The following is a 17825-nucleotide window of genomic DNA, read 5'->3' as shown; positions in this document are numbered from 1 at the left end:
CACTATAAACCATCCGGGCGACCGGCCGGCCGCCCGGCGCGGCTGCGCCCGGCTCACGCGTCGCGCAGCGCGCGTCGCACGATCTTGCCGGTTGCCGTCATCGGCAGCCCGTCGACGAACGCGATCGCGCGCGGGTATTCGTGCGCGGCCAGCCGCGTGCGCACGTGTGCCTGCAGTGCCTGGACCAGCGCGTCGTCGCCGACATGGCCGGGGTTCAGCACGACGAACGCCTTGACGATTTCGGTGCGCGTCGCGTCGGGCACGCCGACCACGGCCGCCATCCGCACCGCCGGATGCGTGAGCAGGCAGTCCTCGATCGGGCCTGGGCCGATCCGGTAGCCGGCGCTTGTGATCACGTCGTCGTCGCGGCCGACGAAGCGCACGAAGCCATCTGCGTCGATCGTGCCGGTGTCGCCCGTGAGCAGGTAGTCGCCCGCGAACTTGTCGTGCGTCGCAGCGGGATTGCGCCAGTATTCGAGGAACATCACCGGGTCGGGGCGGCGCACCGCGATGCGCCCCTCGACGCCGGGCGGCAGCGGCGTGCCGTGCGCGTCGACGATCGCGACCGTGTGGCCGGGCACCGCCTTGCCGATCGCACCGGGCTGCGCATCGAACAGTGCCGCGCACGACGACAGCACCATGTTGCATTCGGTCTGCCCGTAGAACTCGTTGATCGTCACGCCGAGCGCTTCGCGTCCCCAGGCCGTGAGTTCGGTGCCGAGCGATTCCCCGCCGCTCGCGACCGACTTCAGCGCCAGCGTGTGGCGTTCGCGCGGCGCGGGCACCGCACGCATCAGCTTCAGCGCGGTGGGCGGCAGGAACGCGTGGGACACGCCGTGCCGGGCCATCAGCGCGAACGCGGCTTCGCCGTCGAACTTCTCGAAGCGGTGTGCGAGCACGGGCACGCCGTGATGCCATGACGGCAGCAGCACGTCGAGCAACCCGCCGATCCACGCCCAGTCGGCGGGCGTCCAGAACAGGCGCGCGTCGCGCGGGAAGCATTGCTGCGACATCTCGACGCCCGGCAGGTGGCCCAGCAACACGCGGTGCGCATGCAGCGCGCCTTTCGGCTTGCCGGTCGTCCCCGACGTGTAGATGATCACCGCCGGATCGTCGGCTGCGGTGTCCGCCGGCACGAAATCCGGCGATTCGGCGGCGAGTGCGGCGTCGTAGCGCAGCACGCCCGGCGCGTCGGGCGCATCGCCGCCGATGCAGTAGCACGTGTGCAGCGCCGGCAGTTGCGCGCGCAGCGGCGCGATCTTCGCGTAGCCGGCCGCATCGGTGACGAGCGCGGCGGCTTCGCTGTTCGCCAGCCGGTATTCGAGCGCATCGACGCCGAACAGCGTGAACAGCGGCACCGCGATCGCGCCGAGCTTGTACGCGGCGAGATGGGCAATCGCCGTTTCGGGGCCCTGAGCGAGAAAGATGCCGATCCGGTCGCCGCGTTGCAGGCCCGCACGCGCGAAGCTGTTCGCGAGCCGGTTAGAGGCATTCCTCAGGTCGTCGAAGGTGAGACGCGACACATCGCCATGCGACGTTTCGTGGATCAGCGCGAGCCGTCCGCTGCCGTCGGCCCACTTGTCGCAGACGTCCACGCCGATGTTGTAGCGGGCCGGAACGTCCCACGCGAAGCGGGAGAGCAGGTCGTCGTAGCGGTTTGCGGCGGGCAGCATCGCAGGTCTCCTCGGTGTCGAACGGCGGGATTCGTCCGCGGATTACATCTGCATTTCACGTGACCGAATCCACAATGGCGCCTGATAGATAGGGAATGTTCGGGCTCGTGCAACGGGGGCGCCTCAGTGCACGATTCCGCAATGATGCATAAGATCATGACAAAACAGTGATGTGACCATGGATTTGCTTCTGATAGCTGCGGGGTTCAGCCTGTTCGGAATCGGTGTGCTGGTGGCGTTTGCCCGCCGCGTCGATCCGTTGTCCGGCCGTTTCACCGGACGTCTGCGCAGGCGCTGACACAACCTTCCCGATGTTCCGCGCGACGACACGCGATGCGTGCCGGGATCGCGTGTCGCCTGTCGCTCGCGGCGCGCTCAGCGCGCGGGCAGGTAGCGTGCAGGATCGATCGAGCGGCCGCCGTAGCGCAGCTCGAAATGCAGCGCGACGCGATCGCTGTCGCTGTTGCCCATCTCGGCGATCGTTTGCCCTTGCGTGACCGACTGGCCTTCCTTCACGAGCAGCGCGCGGTTGTGCGCGTAGGCCGTCAGGTAGTCGGCATTGTGCTTCAGGATGATCAGGTTGCCGTAGCCGCGCAGGCCGTTGCCGGCGTAGACGACGACGCCCGGCGCCGCGGCCATCACCTGCGTGCCCGTCGAGTTCGCGATATCGATGCCCTTTGATTTCGAGCCGTCGAAGGTCCGCACCACGTTGCCGGCGGCCGGCCAGATCAGCGCGATGCTGGTGGCCGGCTTGACGGCCGATTCGACCGGCGCGGAAGGCGCGGGGCGACTGCGGCCCGCGCTGCCGGTGCCGGTGGTCGACGCGGTCGTCGTGCCGGGCGGCGGTGCGACGCGCAGCACCTGGCCGACCTCGATCGCGTCGGGGTTCGTGATCTGGTTCCAGCGCACGATGTTCTGCGTCGACGTGCGATTCTCGCGCGCGATCTTGTAGAGCGTGTCGCCGCGCTCGACGCGGTAGAACCCGGGGCCGACGGGTGCGGAGCCGCACGCGACGAGCAGCGCGGCGCAGGCGGCCGCGAACAGCCGCTTCGTTGTTGTTCCGAACATTGAACCTCGCAAAACCCTGCCGCGCGCGACGCGGCAGGCAATACAAAACGTCAGAGTTTAACGGGTTCGACCCGCGCACCGCAGTTTCGGGCCGCGGGCGCGGCCGGCGCGCACCGGTTCGGGGCGGCCGATATCAGCCGGCGAGCGGGAGCACGCGAATCCGTAGCGTGGCCGTTTCAGTCGCGCCCGGTGCGAGCATGCGCAGCCCGAGGCCGTTGTGGATGGCGTCCGGCAGGCCGAGCCACGGTTCGACACAGTAGAAGTCCGATTCCGGCTTTTCGGTCCAGGTCGTGACCGCGTACCACGGGATCGAGCCCGGCACGTCGAGCTCGATCTCGATCGTGCGGCGGCGGCCCGGCATTACGATGCGCACCGGCGTGGACGGCGCGCCGTCGAGGCAGTGGAAGCGGTCGAGGATGTCCGGGTCGCCGAGGCTGTACGAGGCTGCGCCGGGTTCGAGCGGGCTGATCGAGCCGTCCGCACGCTGCATGCAGCGGCGCGTCGGCGGCAGCTCGAGCGCGGTGTCGGCGCGTTCGCCGTGCGGCAGTGCGAAATAGAAATGGTGGCCCGCGTAGTACGGCAGCGGCGTGTCGCCGCGGTTGGTCGTGGTGAGCGCGACGTCGAGCGTGTGCGAGTCGGCGAGCCGGTAGGTCGTTTCGAACCGGAAGTCGAACGGGTAGCTGTCGCGCAGCGTGTCGTTTGCATCGAGCGTCATCGACAGCGCCGTGCCGTCGGCCGACGGCTGCGCTGCGAACGGCAGGTCGCGCGCGAAGCCGTGCATCGGCAGGTCGCGGACCACGCCGGCGGCATCGCGCCAGCGGCCGAGTTCGCCGTCGACGCGGTGGCGGCCGAGGAACGGGAACAGCAGAGGATTGCCGCCGCGCACGCGCGCGAGGTTGGTCCAGTCGGCCGTTTCCGGCCAGAAGATGACCGGCTCGCCGTCCACGTGCCAGGACAGCAGGCGGCCGCCGAATTGCGGGGCGACCCGAACGAGCGACGGGCCGGCGTGAAGTTCATGAATGTCGTGCTGCTGGAAGGTCGGCATGGCGAATCGGTATGAACGGGTGGGCAGGGTGCGCGCTGGCGCGCTCCATTATCGGGCCGCGATGCGGTCGGGGAAAACCCTTCTCGGGAAATTGCGAGTTTTTCGGAGGGTCGGCGGTCCGGATAATGCAACTAAACCGGTGATGTTGCCGGGTCATGACACTTTGTGGAGAGGCCATGGATCTGGCAATGGCAATGGGAATCGCACTGTTCGGCATGTTCACCGGCAGCACGGTACTATTTTTCTACCAGCTCGGCCGCTGACTGCAATTTGTGCCGGATTCGAAAGGCCCGCCATGCAAATGGCGGGCCTTTTGCTTTCTGTAAGCTTACATGTTGCAAGCGTTTGTGTGCATTGCCGCAATAACCTGCCAAATGCCTTGGCGCGGTAATCCTGGCTGGGCATAATCGGGGCGCGTTTTTTTCGGACGCGCACTGCGTCGTCCGCTTTTCTACCCGATTGATCTCCACTAAAAGGACCGACGCGTGAGTCTCTGGTTTCTGGTATTCCTGAGCGTCCTGCAGGGCGTCACCGAACTCTTCCCCGTCAGCAGTCTCGGCCACACGCTGCTCGTGCCGGCGCTGTTCGGCATGCACATCGACAAGCATGCGCCGCAACTGCTGCCGTTCCTCGTCGCGCTGCACCTCGGCACCGCGCTCGCGCTGCTGTGGTATTTCCGGGCACGCTGGATCGCGCTGATCAGCGGCTTCTTCGCGCAGCTCGGCGGCCGCAAGAACGACGACGGCCACCTGATGTGGGCGCTGATCATCGGCACGATCCCGACCGGCATCGTCGGGCTGCTGCTCGAAAAGCGCATCGAGCACATCTTCCACGACCTGCGGATCGTCGCGATCGCGCTGATCATCAACGGCGTGCTGCTGTGGGTCGGCGATCGTATCCAGCGCAGCCGTGCGCACCAGGCGCCGGAGAAGATGACGTTCAAGCAGGCGTTCTTCGTGGGCCTCGCGCAGATCGGCGCGCTGATTCCGGGTTTCTCGCGCAGCGGGCTGACGATGATCGCCGGCAATGCGGCCGGGCTGACGGCGGAGAAGGCGGCGGAGTTTTCGTTTCTGCTCGGCACGCCGATCATTTTCGCGGCGGGCGTGCTCGAATTGCCGAAGCTGTTCCACGCGCGCGACCAGCTCGCGGATGCGCTGCTTGGCGGCGTGCTGACGGCGATCGCCGCTTATCTGAGCGTGCGGTTCCTGATGCGCTATTTCGAAGGGCGCGGGCGGCTGGCGTCGTTCGGCGTGTATTGCGTGATCGCCGGGGTGTTCTGTCTCGGGTGGTTCATGCTGCATGCGCAGCCGGTTTGACGGCTGCAGCGCCGGTCGCGCGTGATATGGCGCGATGATCGGGTATAATTTCGGGCTCGGCTTCATGCCGGGCCCGTTTCGTTTCGGGGCTTTGAGCCGGTGGTTGTGGTGGTGCTCGAAGCCTCGCGCGTCAAATGCGGTCCGGGTTGTGGCCGTGTCTTTTCTCCTCGACCGCCCTTAGCTCAGTTGGATAGAGCAACGGCCTTCTAAGCCGTAGGTCACACGTTCGAATCGTGTAGGGCGGGCCATTCCGAGCACTTCCAGGCATTCCGGGGTTACGCCGGGGTTACACAAAACTCAAACGATCAAGCTGACCTGAGGCGGAATTTTGTAGCCAATCAGGCAGCGAGTCTCGCGTCGATATTATCGGCATCCAGCCAGGCTCGACGGACCGTGGCGGGAGGTTGATAGTGATGCGCGCTGTGGGGCCGGCGCTCGTTGTAGAACTGCCGCCAGCATCCCGCTGTTGCCGAAAGCCAATCATGTCGCGTACTGGCGGTGCCTCAAAAGACCCCATCGTTACGGGTCGTCCAAAATCGGCGATCTCGATCGCTGAGCTGTTGCCAGATTAGGTCTTTCTCTTGCGCGTCGTAGACCGCTTGGAACGACTGGATACCCGTCAACGCAAATGCGATGAGCAACGAGGTACGCTCGGACACTGCGGGCGGATCTGAAGGACTGTAATGTCGAGCTTTGGTGGCCATGGCGTGCTGGTGCACTGCAATCCATAACCACCTACTTGCTGCTCATTGCTTCATCTTTAACGGTATGGGTGGCCAGTGGACTCAGCTGTCGGACGAGGAGTCCGTCTATCCAGTGAAGGGGTTCTTGATTTTACCCTTCGGTGCGGTGGGCGCATCGCGGACGTGTTGGGGCAGTGCGGGATCGTGCTGAAGTACGTCTACGATGCTCGCGACGGCCTGCTGTAGTGCAAGTGCGGCGGCGAGGCCTGCTTTGTCGCGCGTCAGTTCTAACGTGCCTGACAATACGATCCGCTCAGGATCGTTGGTGATGGTGAACGCGTCGCCGTGAATATTCACGACGGTCGAGTCGTCTGCAAACGCCTTAAACTCCATTTAGACCTCCGATGCGTGTGTCCTTCAGCGATTCCGGAATGCCGGGGAATCGCAGGCCACTTTGCGCCTCGACCTCGTGTACCGTCGCAATCGTGTAGCGCTTGGTTGCGGTGTTATTAGCCACGACTGCGAACGCGAGCCGCTTCTGAGGTACATAGACTACCTTGAAAATCTGGGTTGGAACGATGACGCCAGATTTGCCGATCGTCGTCAATTCTGCACCCTTGAACATCGGCCCCGTGACAACGTATGTGTCCGTCGCGCGCAGACCGATCCGGCGAACCGCTTCCTCGACGTGTGCCCACAGGTGACGATTGTTCGTCGGATTCTGCGGCACCATGTTTGCAAGCGTAAACGATTCGGCCATTGCCCGATCATTCCAGCGATCACCAGCTGGGCTCATGTGCCCGCGATCGTAGCCACTTTTGCGGTAGTCCGTCAGTCGCGCGCCTTCTCCGTTCGGTAACCGCGACTCCTCGAAGAATCGGTTCGTGCGGATCTCGTTCTTCGCCGCCGCGAGGTGCGAACGGGTCAGGTGTTCGGCTGACCAAAGCGGTCCGTGCGTGATGCTCGAGTGCAACACCTCAAAATCTGAATAGCACAGGAGGCGCGTCTTCGCTGCTATCCGAGGATTGGTGACGACCGGAGATTTTCCTTTCGGACTGAACTGCGGGCAGGAGCTGGAAGCAAAGGCGTGAGTGGCAAGGGCCATTAGCGCGCACGCGAAGATTTGTCGCATAGGAGTTGCGTCGTGTGTGGGGCTCGAAGTATACGGCTGAACCCTCCGCTGATCGCCGTATCGGCGCGCAATTTCCGTTGGGCAATTCCGCGACGGCAATACAGCAGCCGTGACGCGAGGGGGCGACCGTGGTGGCACAACTTATATCGGGGCAGTCGTTCGAGGCACTGGCGCGTCAGTACAGCCAGGCGCCTACTGCTGCGGCCGGTGGTGAACTCCCGTGGGTAAGTTTCAAGACGCCGGTGGTGGAAGGGAAGACGCAGGGCTTGCCACTTGCGGTTGCGCAGGCAATCATTCAGTTGCCGGCGGGTGGCATAACGCCGCAATCGATTGCATCGGGTAACGATGCCAATGGACCGCGCGCAATCGTCAAGGTCGATGCGAAGCGGCCTACACAGGTGCCGTCATTCGACACGACGAAGGCGACGATCCAGCAGCAGTTGCAGGTACTCGCGCTGGAGACGGCCACAGCTGAGTTTGTTGGTGGATTAATGAAGGACGCGAAGATCCAGCAGTGAGTAGTGTGGCAGCGAACGTGTTGCGCGATATATCGCGTTATGCGCGGCACTTCGATTTTTAGATTCGCAGTAAGATAAACGGGGTTTTAAAATGAAACTGCATCTGCGATCTTTTTTTGTTCTCGGGTTGACCGCTGGCACTCTGGTGGGATGTGCCTCGGTGCCAATGGGCGATCCACAGCGCGACGCTGAACTTAAGACGTTCAGCGCTCCGCATGAGAAGGCGGCAATTTACGTCTATCGAAACGAAAGCATGGGCGGAGCCGTCAAGATGCCGGTGATACTGGACGGGAAGATTTTGGGCGACACGGCCGCGAAAACTTACCTGTATAGCGAGGTAGAGCCTGGCCATCATCAGTTGGTCTCGAAGGCGGAAAACGACTCAACGCTGGACGTGGACACGGTTGCCGGAAAGATCTACTACGTTTGGCAGGAGGTCAAGATGGGTATCATGTACGCTCGCAGCAAGCTACAACTCGTCGACGACACTACCGGGCGGGACGGGGTGAAAGAATCGAAACTGACGGTTCTGAAATCTGATCAGGCTGACGCTGCAAAGTGACGATGTGTTGTTGCTAGCGCTTGTACCGACGCCCGCGTAAGTGGGCGTTATTCCTGGTGCCTGCAACGTTAGAAAAGCTTCTTTTCGACACGTCGGTACTCGTCGCGCATCGATCTGCGTTACGCAGACTCCGGCGATCGCGCAAGGCAGCTACCAGGGCGACTGTCCCCGGGTCTCCAAGGGGCAGCCACCGTCGTGGGCTTTTCTGGGCTCAGCAATCTTTCCGTCCTCGGATCTGTTACTAGCGAACTCCCATTCAGAGGGCGCCCATGACTTTCCTTGTTCGGTTAGGTTAGCCAGCTGCCGCCTGTTCGGCGGTGTCTCGTTCATCAGCTCATGGAAGTAGATCCATCTCGATCACGCGTGACGGTGGCGCCGGGAGCCGGTGGCGGAGCGACGAGGGAATGTGGGCGTGTCGGCTGGTCGTTGGTGGCGAGCCAATAGAAACCCACCGGGAACATGGCGACGAGTGTGGGGCCCAGCCCGATCAGCACGAAGGTGGGGGCAGAGATCACGAAAACTCCTGAGCGAAGTGCGCCGGCGTGGAAATGCATCGGCGGAGCGGTCGTAGCTGGCCGTGTTCAGATCGGTAATATGTTATTTAAAAAATCTGGCTCACGGTGAAATCGGAAATTTTTCCTGAAAGATTGTGAGATTCCGGCAATTGCACGCACGAACGTGTGGTCGCCAATTTATTTGAGATAGGTCAGTATGTGAGGTCCACTATCGTCTTGTTCTAAAAGGCATTTATAATCAGCCCTCGGCAGAAACCCCACCTGAATACCAACCAAGGGAAAGCTGCATGGGCCACACCGCACTTTATAAGACGTTGCGTCTGGGCGACGCGCAATACAACCGTCTTGTCAAACTCGACACGCCGCTTGGCGTCGACTGGTTATTGCCGCTGTATGTGAAAGGATCGGCTCGACTCGGTCGCGATTACGAATTCGTGATTGATGCCGTTTCGCCACGCGGCAGCCAGATTGAACTAAGTGCGCTACTCGCCAAGCCGGTCACGCTCTGGATCCAGCAGACGGACGGCTCATACATGCCGATCCATGGCTACGTTCACCGATTCAGCAGGCTGGGCGCGGATGGACCGTTGACCTTTTACAAGCTGGCGTTCTCGTCTTGGCTCTATTTCTTGCGCCTGCGCCGCGACATGCGTGACTGGCAGGAGCAGAACGGCGAGCAGATTCTGACCGACGTATTCAACGAACACTCGCAAGCGCGCGGAGCATATCGCTTCGATCTACATAAGCCGCTGCCATCGTATTCGAACCGTGTGCAGTGGGAATACGACTTGAACTTTGTTCATCGTAGTCTCGAAGAGGTGGGGGTGTTCCCGTACTTCGAACAGGCGGACAACGGCCGGTCGCACACGATGGTTCTGACGGACGACGTTTATTTCGTCCCGCAACTGAAACAGCCCGTTGTCGAGTTCGGCCCCACGGAAATCAGCGGGGAACTGGACGGGTTTGCGCAATGGAAGGAGCAACTTCAGATCGACAGTGCGCAACTGACGTCTCGCTCGTTCGACTATAAGCGCCCCGATCTTCCTCGGCAGGTGCAGGGCGTGACCGACGTGAACGGCCAGTTGCCGACCGATGGGGAGATCTACGACTACCCTGGCGCGTACATGTGGTCGGACCGTGAGCAAGGCGAGCGTCTTGCCCAGATTCGGCTTGAAGAGCGCAAGTCGCGGATGAAACGCTTTCACGGGATAGGCGGCTTGCGCTGCGCGATGCCGGGGCGGCGCTTCGAACTTCGCGGTCATCCGGTGCATGATGCGGGCAGTCAACCGGATCGTGAGTTTGTTTTGCTCGAAGTCGAATGGTTGATTTGCAATAACTTGCCCGGTCTGGACGAAGCGGAGCAATTTCCCGACGGGCTGGCTGCGGAAGTTGCGCAAGCGAAGGCTGGCGCGACGGTTCGCCATGCAGATGGCAGCGAAGGTTTCTTTCAGGTGATGGTCGAGGCGCAGCCGCGCAACGTCCCGTTCCGTAGCCCGTTCGAACACAAGAAGCCGGTGATGCAGTTGCAGAATGCAATCGTCGCCGGGCCGAGCGGGGAAGAGGTGTATACCGATTCGCTGAACCGGGTGAAGGTGTGGTTCCACTGGAATCGCCGCAATGGCCAGGACGAGCGTGCGTCGTGCTGGGTGCGTCCGACATTCCTTGATGCAGGCTCGAACCGTGGTGGGATTCAGCCGCTACGCAAGGGCGACGAAGTCGTCATCGGCTTCATGGAAGGTGACTGTGACCGGCCCGTCATCATCGCGAGAATGTACGGGGGGGCTACGCAGCCGGTGTGGCACACGAACGGCTTGCTGTCCGGTCAACGCTCGCGTGAGTACGGCGGCACCGGCTACAACCAGCTCGTGATGGACGACTCGACGCAGCAGAATCGGGTTCACCTTTACTCGAGCAGCTATCAGTCTCACTTGCACCTGGGGTATCTGATCCAGCAGACCGACAATACGCGCGGTGCGTTCCTTGGGAGCGGGTTCGACCTCAAATCAGACGCCTATGGCGCCATTCGGGCGGGGCAGGGCTTGTTCGTATCTACCCACCCGACAGCGACGAACCAGCCGTTGAACGTAACGGCTGCGTCTGAGCAGTTGGCCAGTGCGGAAACCGTTGTTGATTTGACGTCGCAGGCAAGTTCGGCGAACCAAGCCGAAAGTTTGCAGGAGGGGCAGGACGCGCTCAAGAAGTTTACCGACGCAACGCACTACAGCGTGAGTGGCGGTGCCGGCAGCGGTGGTCGTACGGGCGGCGGTGGCACGGGCAACGCGAATGGCTTTTCGACGCCGATCATGCTGATGGCGAGTCCTGCAGGCTTGGGGCTGTCGACGCAGGAGTCGGCGCAGGTCACGGCGAACCAGCAGGTCAATATCGTCAGTGGCAAGAGCGTGCACGTAGCGGCCGGCAAATCGCTGATCGCGAGTGTGATGGAGAAGATTAGCCTGTTCGCGCAGAACGCAGGGATCAAGCTGTTTGCGGCGAAGGGCAAGGTCGAGATCCAGGCGAAAAGCGATGCCATGGCGTTGACCTCGCAGCAGGATCTGAACATCACCAGTGTCGACGGTCGGGTCGTGATTTCGGCGGACAAGGAGATCTGGATTGGAGCAGGCGGGTCGTACATCAAGATCACGCCGGACCTGATCGAGAACGGGACAACCGGCCGAATTCTTGAGAAGGGCGCATCGTGGAGTAAGCAGGGGGCGTCGTCCATGCGCTTGCCCGCACAGATTACGAGCGTCACGAAGGGATGTTCGTGGCAGACGGCGTCGGCATCCGCCAATAGCGCGTCAACCGTCGTGCTGGAGTAAGTCGATGTCATACATGCAGACACAGCAAGGGCGCGATGGAAGTAAAGCGGACGATTCCGTGGCGGAGGAGGTCAGAATTCGCGAGCAGGTCGGTGCATTAAAGAGTTGGTTCAACCAGCATCCGGACATGCGTTGCCTGCTGCTTGTCGATCCCAGCCAGCGGGATCCGCTGGCCGACGATGGTGGCGACAACCCGTTACGCGCGGACCTACCCAAAACCGACGTGGTAATAGATCACGAGGCGGTCTCGCCGGCACATTATCCCTACCTTCTCGAACTGGATCTCAAAACTGAATCTGGTGTCGCCGCGCTGGAAGAAAGCGCGCGACTGGCTCTTGAGGACAGGCGCCCACAATCGATGGCCGAGGGCCTGGGGCAGCGCATTGGTGGCTGGCTGGCCAGTTCGGCATCTGCGGGGGAGGTCGCGGCACATTGCTCGCGTCTCGCGCTTCAGAACGACGATCGGGGTCGTCTTTGCCTGCTGAGATTTTACGACCCGCGTTCGCAAGCACTGCTCTGGCCTCTGCTGGCACCGGTGCAGCAGCACGCCTTGTTGGGTCCCATTCAAGCATGGCATACCCTCGACGCCGGAGCGGTGCCCATCACCCGCATGAACACCATGGGGCGGCGAGACGACTTTGCGCTCGATGCCGTACAGTGGCAGGCCATCCATTCCCATGGCGTTGTCAATCGCGCGCTTGCACTGCATGCGTACGATCTCGACCGTCAACCGAAGCAACATGAGGTCGATGCAGCCGTGGCAGCGGTGCTGAAGGCTCGACGCTATGGCCTGACCGACGAGGAAGATGAGGTGGCGTTTGTCGGTCACGCGCTCACGTGGCATCCGGAGTTTGACCTGCATCCGCGGGTTCTACAGATACTGGGGAGCAGGGCTGACGGGGATCTTTATGTCGAACGGATCGACGAGCTCACTTCGGACGAAATTGCGGAAATTCGGAATGGCGTTTGGCATGAGCGCTTGCGTGTCTCGGATAACGCTGGCGGCCGCGCCTGAACCCTATAACGAATAACGAAACAGATCATGGCAAACACTCCTCTGACTTGTACCGCGACCTGCCCGAACTGTATGAAATCGGGTCTCGCGATTCTGCCGGTGCGATATGCCGTTGTGCCGAAAACCATGTCGAATGCGATGCCTCCCGGCATTGTTGGTCCGGGTGTCACGGACATCGCACTGAGCGCGCATCACTACAGCCTGAGGACGCTCCGAGAGGGTTGGCTTTACCTTTTCTACGAGAAGGGTGCCCGTGGCAGCAACTACTGGGAAGCCTACCGGGTGACCGAAGACGGACGGCTCTGGAAGCAGACGATCCCTTTGCCGTCGGTACCCAAGACGGATCCGGCTTGCGCGCAGGGCGGTGGTGCCGTGCCTATGGATGTTATCTCCATCGAGAAGCCAGAGAAGGCGACGCGTGTCTTCATCGCCTTCTCCGAATATCCATGGATCAAAGAGGTGTTCCAGAAGTACGCGACGTCCTCGAAGCTGCGCGGCGAACGCATGCAGGTCATCATGCCAGCGACATGGATCCAGACGGGAAGCGGCATGTTCGGCATGAATAAAGGCGAGGCCGGGCATGCGACCGTCGCTACACCGGCCGGGATAGATCAGATCGTCGAGTACCAGCCAGGCCTGAAGGCTGACTTGCTCGCCCCGCCCGCCAAACCGATCGTGACTGATGAGTATGGACGTGCGACCGACAACACCATTTGGGAGCAGGAGGCCACGCGTTATCCGTTGCATATCCGTCAAACTTCGCCGTCGGGCTCAGCCAGTGAAGGTCTGGTCAAGCTGATGAATGACATTGGCGAGAATGCTGGCGGCGCGCCCCATAAGCCGATGCTGCTGGCGTTGTGGGATGGGATCGGTATCGCGCACGAACTTGCCGGGTTTCACAACGATCCCGCCGGTACGCTGATGCGCTTCACCAGCATGCAGCCGCTTCGCGTGGATGCCACGCAGTCCATCGAAGCGGCCGAACGGTCGGTTCGCAGTGGCGCGGCATTGAGCGAGAGTCTCCTGCGCAAGGGCATGATGAGTGCTGCGCTTGGTGCTGGTGATGGCGGCATTATGGCGCCCACCGCATTGGAGATGATTGACAACGCGGGAGAACTCACACCCGCGGAAAAACAAACCGCAGGTGACAAGGCCTGGCGCAAATACCAGGCTAGCCTCAAGGGCGGGAAATGGCCAAACAACTTCAGTACATGGTTTGACCAAGTCACAGCCAAGTGCGAGCAGTTGCAGAAGCAACGTGTGCCCGACCGCGACGCCTGGCTTGCCGCCGATGCGTTCCGGCATGCGCTCAACGACTATCATCCGGATGACGCAGGTGACGGCATGGCGTTTCACGGTGTGATCGACGAAGCGTATGCCGGATTGTCTGCGACCGATGCGGGGCTGCGTATTGTCGAGAAGCTCATCAACAACATGGACCCGACCGATGAGCGCAGCTACTATTGGCGCGCATTCTCATATAACCAGACGGATATTCGTCAGGAAATGAAGACGTTCCTGACGAGGGTACAGGCCACAAAAAATGAATCGATCGTGGATCAGGCCGCGTCGTGGTACGAGACGAAGCAGGCGTCGCTCTATATCGATCTTGCCTACCTGAAGTCGTTCGTGAAGTTCTACGAAAAGGTCGAGGACATCTTCAAGCACGAGCGCGCCGGGTCAGCGACCGAGCGACCGCTCAAGGCTCTGGGGATCGAGCGATTGACGCTGTGGTCGGGGCGCGCGTTGCTGAATGTCTTCGGGCCGATTTCTCGTTCCGTTGGCGGCATGCTGATCAAGGGAGCGTTGATGGTTCGTGGGGGCCTCGTACTGGAAGACGCGAAGCGAATCGTGGTGAAGCTGGCTGCTTGGGAAGGCCAAATGGACACCGTGATGAGCAAAACGATATGGGAAATCAAGGCGAAGAATCCGAGCTTGAATCCCATGCAGGTTCGGGCACAAGCATACGCAACGTTGGCGAATGATGATCGTGGCGCGCTCGTACGCAAGCTGTATGCGGAGGCGCGGTTTACACCGAACGCCGCGCGGGACAAGGCCGCCGCGTCGGTCAAGATCTCCGGGGCGCTGTTCATCATCGAGATGATGAATTATTTCCTGCTCTGGACAAAGCCGAACAAGACGGCTGCTGACGAATTGGCTATTGCCAGTGGGACCTTGTCGTTGGTTGGGGCCGGGCTTAACGTTTACAACAAATGGCTCAACGGTTTTGGGAAGTCTGCGGCGAGCGCGACGCTCGCGAGCATGAAAGTCGCGGCGAGCTGTTTGGGTGGGATTTCATCGTTTATATCAGTCACGACTGATGGGATGAAAGTTGCATCTGGCGTATCGTCGGCAAATTACAAGCAGACTATCTTCTATGGCTTCAAGGGGGTGCTGGACCTTGGATCTGGTGTCGCTACGGTTCTAACGGCTATTAGCTCCTCTGCACCGTTGCTAATGCGATCAGCCAGCCTGTCTCCTGGAACGGTGCGGTTCGTTGGGCGCCTTTCGGCAGGCGTGGCAGGAGCTCAGGCTCGGATCGAGGGCCGGGCCGTTGGTCTTGCGGGAGAGAAACTGGAAGCATATGTCGCGAGTACGGTACTCAAGGGGGCAAGAGCCTACGCGGGCGAAACCGTTGCACTCGGGCTTGCGACTGAAGTATCCGCAGGAGGATGGCTAATGCTAAGCGGGCGTCTGATCCTGATCGCAACTGGCTGGGAAGTGGCAGTGATCTTGACCGTAATTACGCTGATCTACAACTATTTTACGCCGGATGACCTTGAAAACTGGCTATCGAGTTCGCCGTTCGGAACTGCACCAGACAAGGGGCGCACATTGGAAAAGCAGCAGGCTGCTTTTGAGGCGGCGCTTGCTGCAACGGGAAATTGACGATGGAAAATAAGCAGGCTACTGCCCCTGTGCTTCTGCGAGGAACCATCACGGGACTGACAAAGCGCCGTGCCTCCTATGAAACCATTTTCACGGAGGCGGATAAGCAGGCAATGGAGCGCACGGCGATCGTCGCAGCGTTGGCTGGCTTGAACGACATTGCACTCAACCTCAGTACATCCACGCAGTTCACAGATACGGTGGGGGATCTCGTGACCTTCATGCTGAACGGTGAGGAAGTCCGTGCATGGATTTGGCTGTCCGTCTTCGAAAATGGTGATGAGGTCGAGGTCGTCGCGGAGCGGGCGGGAGCTGGATGGATGGGGTATGCAATTAGACGCTGTAGTGATGGCATTTTGTCCGTTCACCCTCATTGCGAACGCGGTAGCCGAGCACTATTTAAATTTTTCATGAAATTCTCGGTGCTATTCTGGAGTGGGTGTGCGTTGGTCATGACGCTGCTGGTGGCGTCGATGATGCTGTACAACGAATTGCATAATAGATGGGATTTCTTTCTGAAATCTTTTTCTGTTGTTTGGATTGCAATTGAGGCAATGGCTATTTTTATTGCCTACAGAATAAGTTCTAGATTCAAGCGACAATTGCCAATGGCTAATCGAATATTCGCAACATTCGGATGGAAAGATCCTCCCAATGTTAGTTTGCCGAAGACGTCAAAGAGGCTGCGACAACCCGAAGATACGTGGCAAATGGGTAAGCTTATTTTTCGTTATGAAGAGTCTTGATTCTTCATCGAGTGGGGACATGGGGACGTTAGCTGCAACCGGATACAAAGATGGAACCTAAGCAGGCTACTGCCTCAGTGCTCCTGCGTGGAGTCATCACGGGACTGGCGAAGCGCCGAGCCTCCTATGAGACGATCTTCACGGACGCGCATAAGCAGACAATGGAGCGAACTGCGGTCGTGGCGGCGCTGGCAGGCTTGAACGACATTGCACTGAACCTCAGTACGTCCACGCAGTTCACGGATACAGTGGGGGACCTAGTGACCTTCACGCTGAACGGTGAGGAAGTCCGTGCATGGATTTGGCTGTCTGTCTTCGAAAACGGCGACGAGGTCGAGGTTGTCGCGGAGCGGGCGGGAGCCGGATGGATGGGGTATGCAATTAGGCGCTGCAGTGACGGAATTTTGTCCGTTCACCCTCATTGTGAACGCGGTAGTAGAGCGCTTGGTAAGTTTTTCCTAAAATGGTCAGTGCTATTTTGGAGCATCTGCGCGTTAGTCCCGACATTTTTTTTAATGCAGCCGCTGCCTCATGATCGAGATCAGTGGGTTTTCTTGGGGAAAGCACTGTTTGGTATCTGGCTGGCGGTGGAGGTATTGGCAGTTTTCGTCGCGCTTAGGATCGGTGGTAGATTCAAGAGGCAGTTGCCGATGGCTAATAAGATTTTTTCAACATTTGGTTGGAGAAATTCCCCCGACGTTGATTTGCCTAAAGTGTCAAAAAGGCTAAAGCGACCTGATGATACGTGGCAGATGGGAAAGTTGATCTTTCGTTACAGCGAGTCCTGATTTTTAATTGAGTGGGAAGATGAGGGCGTTGACAGCAATCGGATACAAAGATGGCAAATAAGCAAGCTGCCGCGCCGGTGCTCCTGCGTGGGGTTATCACGGGAATGACGAAGCGTCGCGCCTCTTATGAAACCATCTTCACGGACGCGGACAAACAGGCAATGGAGCGAACCGCGATCGTCGCAGCGCTGGCTGGCCTGAACGATATTGCGCTCAATCTCAGTGCGTCCACGCAGTTCACGGATACGATGGGGGATCTAGTGACCTTCAGGCTGAACGGGGAGGAAGTCCGCGCGTGGATTTGGCTGTCTGTCTTCGAGAATGGTGATGAAGTCCAGGTCGTCGCGGAGCCGGCAGGATCCGGTTGGATTGGATACGCAATCAGGCGGTGTAGTGATGGCATTTTGTCTGTTCACCCTCATTGTGAGCGTGGGAGTAGAGCGCTATTTAAATTATTCCTGAAACTCTCGATGCTATTCTGGAGCGGTTGTGCGATGGCGGTGACGCTACTGGTGGCGTCGATGATGTTATACAACGGCTTGCATGACCGATGGATGTTTTTTATTAAATCTTTTATCGTTTCGTGGGGTGCGGTTGAAGTAATGGCGATTTTTATGGCCTGTAGGCTAAGTCGTAGATTCAAGAGGCAATTGCCAATGGCCAATCGGATATTCTCGACATTCGGATGGAAAGACCCTGCCAATGTTAGTTTGCCGAAGACGTCAAAGAGGCTGCGGCAACCCGAAGATACGTGGCAAATGGGTAAGCTTATTTTTCGTTACGAAGAGTCTTGATTCTTCATCGAGTGGGGACGTGGGGGCATTGGCTGCAACCGGATACAAAGATGGAACCTAAGCAAGCTACTGCCCCGGTGCTCCTGCGTGGAGTCATCACGGGACTGACGAAGCGCCGAGCCTCCTATGAGACGATCTTCACAGACGCGGATAAGCAGACAATGGAGCGAACTGCGATCGTCGCAGCGCTGGCTGGCTTGAACGACATTGCACTGAATCTCAGTACGTCCACGCAGTTCACGGATACGGTGGGGGACCTAGT

At 60.0% G+C, this 17825-nt stretch carries 13 protein-coding genes, 1 tRNA gene and 4 pseudogenes; 11 read left to right on the top strand and 7 right to left on the bottom strand.

Annotated elements, in window-relative coordinates:
* Positions 1 to 53: 53 nt before the first annotated feature.
* From PI86_RS05150 to PI86_RS05140, 3 genes are all read right to left on the bottom strand, one after another.
* Complete coding sequence (locus PI86_RS05150) at positions 54 to 1673, bottom strand: acyl-CoA synthetase (RefSeq protein ID WP_039319466.1); 1620 nt, start codon at positions 1671 to 1673, stop codon at positions 54 to 56.
* Between the two features lie 375 nt (positions 1674 to 2048).
* Positions 2049 to 2741 carry a peptidoglycan DD-metalloendopeptidase family protein gene (locus PI86_RS05145; protein WP_039319464.1) on the bottom strand — a complete coding sequence of 231 codons (693 nt, stop codon included), beginning with the start codon at positions 2739 to 2741 and terminating at the stop codon, positions 2049 to 2051.
* A 133-nt stretch (positions 2742 to 2874) separates the two neighbouring features.
* Positions 2875 to 3786 carry an aldose epimerase family protein gene (locus PI86_RS05140; RefSeq protein ID WP_039319461.1) on the bottom strand — a complete coding sequence of 304 codons (912 nt, stop codon included), beginning with the start codon at positions 3784 to 3786 and terminating at the stop codon, positions 2875 to 2877.
* A 485-nt stretch (positions 3787 to 4271) separates the two neighbouring features.
* Here PI86_RS05140 and PI86_RS05135 point away from each other — a divergent pair, with 485 nt between their 5' ends.
* A complete protein-coding gene (locus PI86_RS05135; RefSeq protein ID WP_039319458.1) occupies positions 4272 to 5102 on the top strand; it encodes an undecaprenyl-diphosphate phosphatase in 831 nt (276 codons plus the stop codon).
* 171 nt (positions 5103 to 5273) lie between these two features.
* Positions 5274 to 5350: transfer RNA gene (locus PI86_RS05130), tRNA-Arg, on the top strand.
* A 90-nt stretch (positions 5351 to 5440) separates the two neighbouring features.
* Here the strand turns inward: PI86_RS05130 and PI86_RS16090 are convergent.
* From PI86_RS16090 to PI86_RS05120, 3 genes and pseudogenes are all read right to left on the bottom strand, one after another.
* Positions 5441 to 5557, bottom strand: a pseudogene (locus PI86_RS16090) (IS3-like element ISBcen23 family transposase); the annotation flags it as partial.
* Between the two features lie 354 nt (positions 5558 to 5911).
* Complete coding sequence (locus tag PI86_RS05125; RefSeq protein WP_039319455.1) at positions 5912 to 6178, bottom strand: hypothetical protein; 267 nt, start codon at positions 6176 to 6178, stop codon at positions 5912 to 5914.
* Positions 6168 to 6917 (bottom strand): DNA/RNA non-specific endonuclease, encoded by a 750-nt coding sequence (locus PI86_RS05120; RefSeq protein WP_039319451.1) that lies wholly within the window; start codon positions 6915 to 6917, stop codon positions 6168 to 6170. The genes PI86_RS05125 and PI86_RS05120 overlap by 11 nt, the downstream gene beginning before the upstream one ends.
* Positions 6918 to 7039: 122 nt before the next feature.
* On the opposite strand from PI86_RS05120, the pseudogene PI86_RS05115 reads away from it, so the two are divergent.
* Both PI86_RS05115 and PI86_RS05110 read left to right on the top strand, forming a co-directional pair.
* Positions 7040 to 7435 (top strand): annotated as a pseudogene (locus PI86_RS05115) (peptidylprolyl isomerase); the annotation flags it as partial.
* A 91-nt stretch (positions 7436 to 7526) separates the two neighbouring features.
* On the top strand, positions 7527 to 7997 hold the full coding sequence (locus PI86_RS05110) for a DUF2846 domain-containing protein (RefSeq protein ID WP_051137977.1): 471 nt from the start codon (positions 7527 to 7529) through the stop codon (positions 7995 to 7997).
* 192 nt (positions 7998 to 8189) lie between these two features.
* Here PI86_RS05110 and PI86_RS17650 read toward each other — a convergent pair.
* Positions 8190 to 8327, bottom strand: a pseudogene (locus tag PI86_RS17650) (preprotein translocase); the annotation flags it as partial.
* Between the two features lie 472 nt (positions 8328 to 8799).
* On the opposite strand from PI86_RS17650, the gene PI86_RS05105 reads away from it, so the two are divergent.
* From PI86_RS05105 to PI86_RS17645, 7 genes and pseudogenes are all read left to right on the top strand, one after another.
* Positions 8800 to 11331: a type VI secretion system Vgr family protein gene (locus PI86_RS05105; protein ID WP_039319447.1), complete on the top strand. Its 2532-nt coding sequence runs from the start codon at positions 8800 to 8802 to the stop codon at positions 11329 to 11331.
* 4 nt (positions 11332 to 11335) lie between these two features.
* The gene (locus PI86_RS05100) at positions 11336 to 12346 is read left to right on the top strand and encodes a DUF4123 domain-containing protein (protein WP_039319443.1); all 1011 of its coding nucleotides are present in this window, start codon (positions 11336 to 11338) and stop codon (positions 12344 to 12346) included.
* 27 nt (positions 12347 to 12373) lie between these two features.
* The gene (locus tag PI86_RS05095) at positions 12374 to 15235 is read left to right on the top strand and encodes a T6SS effector BTH_I2691 family protein (RefSeq protein ID WP_152608049.1); all 2862 of its coding nucleotides are present in this window, start codon (positions 12374 to 12376) and stop codon (positions 15233 to 15235) included.
* Between the two features lie 2 nt (positions 15236 to 15237).
* Positions 15238 to 15981 carry a putative type VI secretion system effector gene (locus PI86_RS05090; RefSeq protein ID WP_039319440.1) on the top strand — a complete coding sequence of 248 codons (744 nt, stop codon included), beginning with the start codon at positions 15238 to 15240 and terminating at the stop codon, positions 15979 to 15981.
* A gap of 50 nt (positions 15982 to 16031) precedes the next feature.
* The gene (locus tag PI86_RS05085; RefSeq protein ID WP_039319437.1) at positions 16032 to 16769 is read left to right on the top strand and encodes a putative type VI secretion system effector; all 738 of its coding nucleotides are present in this window, start codon (positions 16032 to 16034) and stop codon (positions 16767 to 16769) included.
* 50 nt (positions 16770 to 16819) lie between these two features.
* Positions 16820 to 17563 carry a putative type VI secretion system effector gene (locus PI86_RS05080; protein WP_039319434.1) on the top strand — a complete coding sequence of 248 codons (744 nt, stop codon included), beginning with the start codon at positions 16820 to 16822 and terminating at the stop codon, positions 17561 to 17563.
* 50 nt (positions 17564 to 17613) lie between these two features.
* Positions 17614 to 17825 (top strand): annotated as a pseudogene (locus PI86_RS17645) (putative type VI secretion system effector); the annotation flags it as partial.

The organism is Burkholderia sp. A9 (assembly GCF_000801975.1).
Note: the sequence above shows the minus strand (reverse complement) of the source record. Positions and strands in the feature narration are given on the sequence as shown.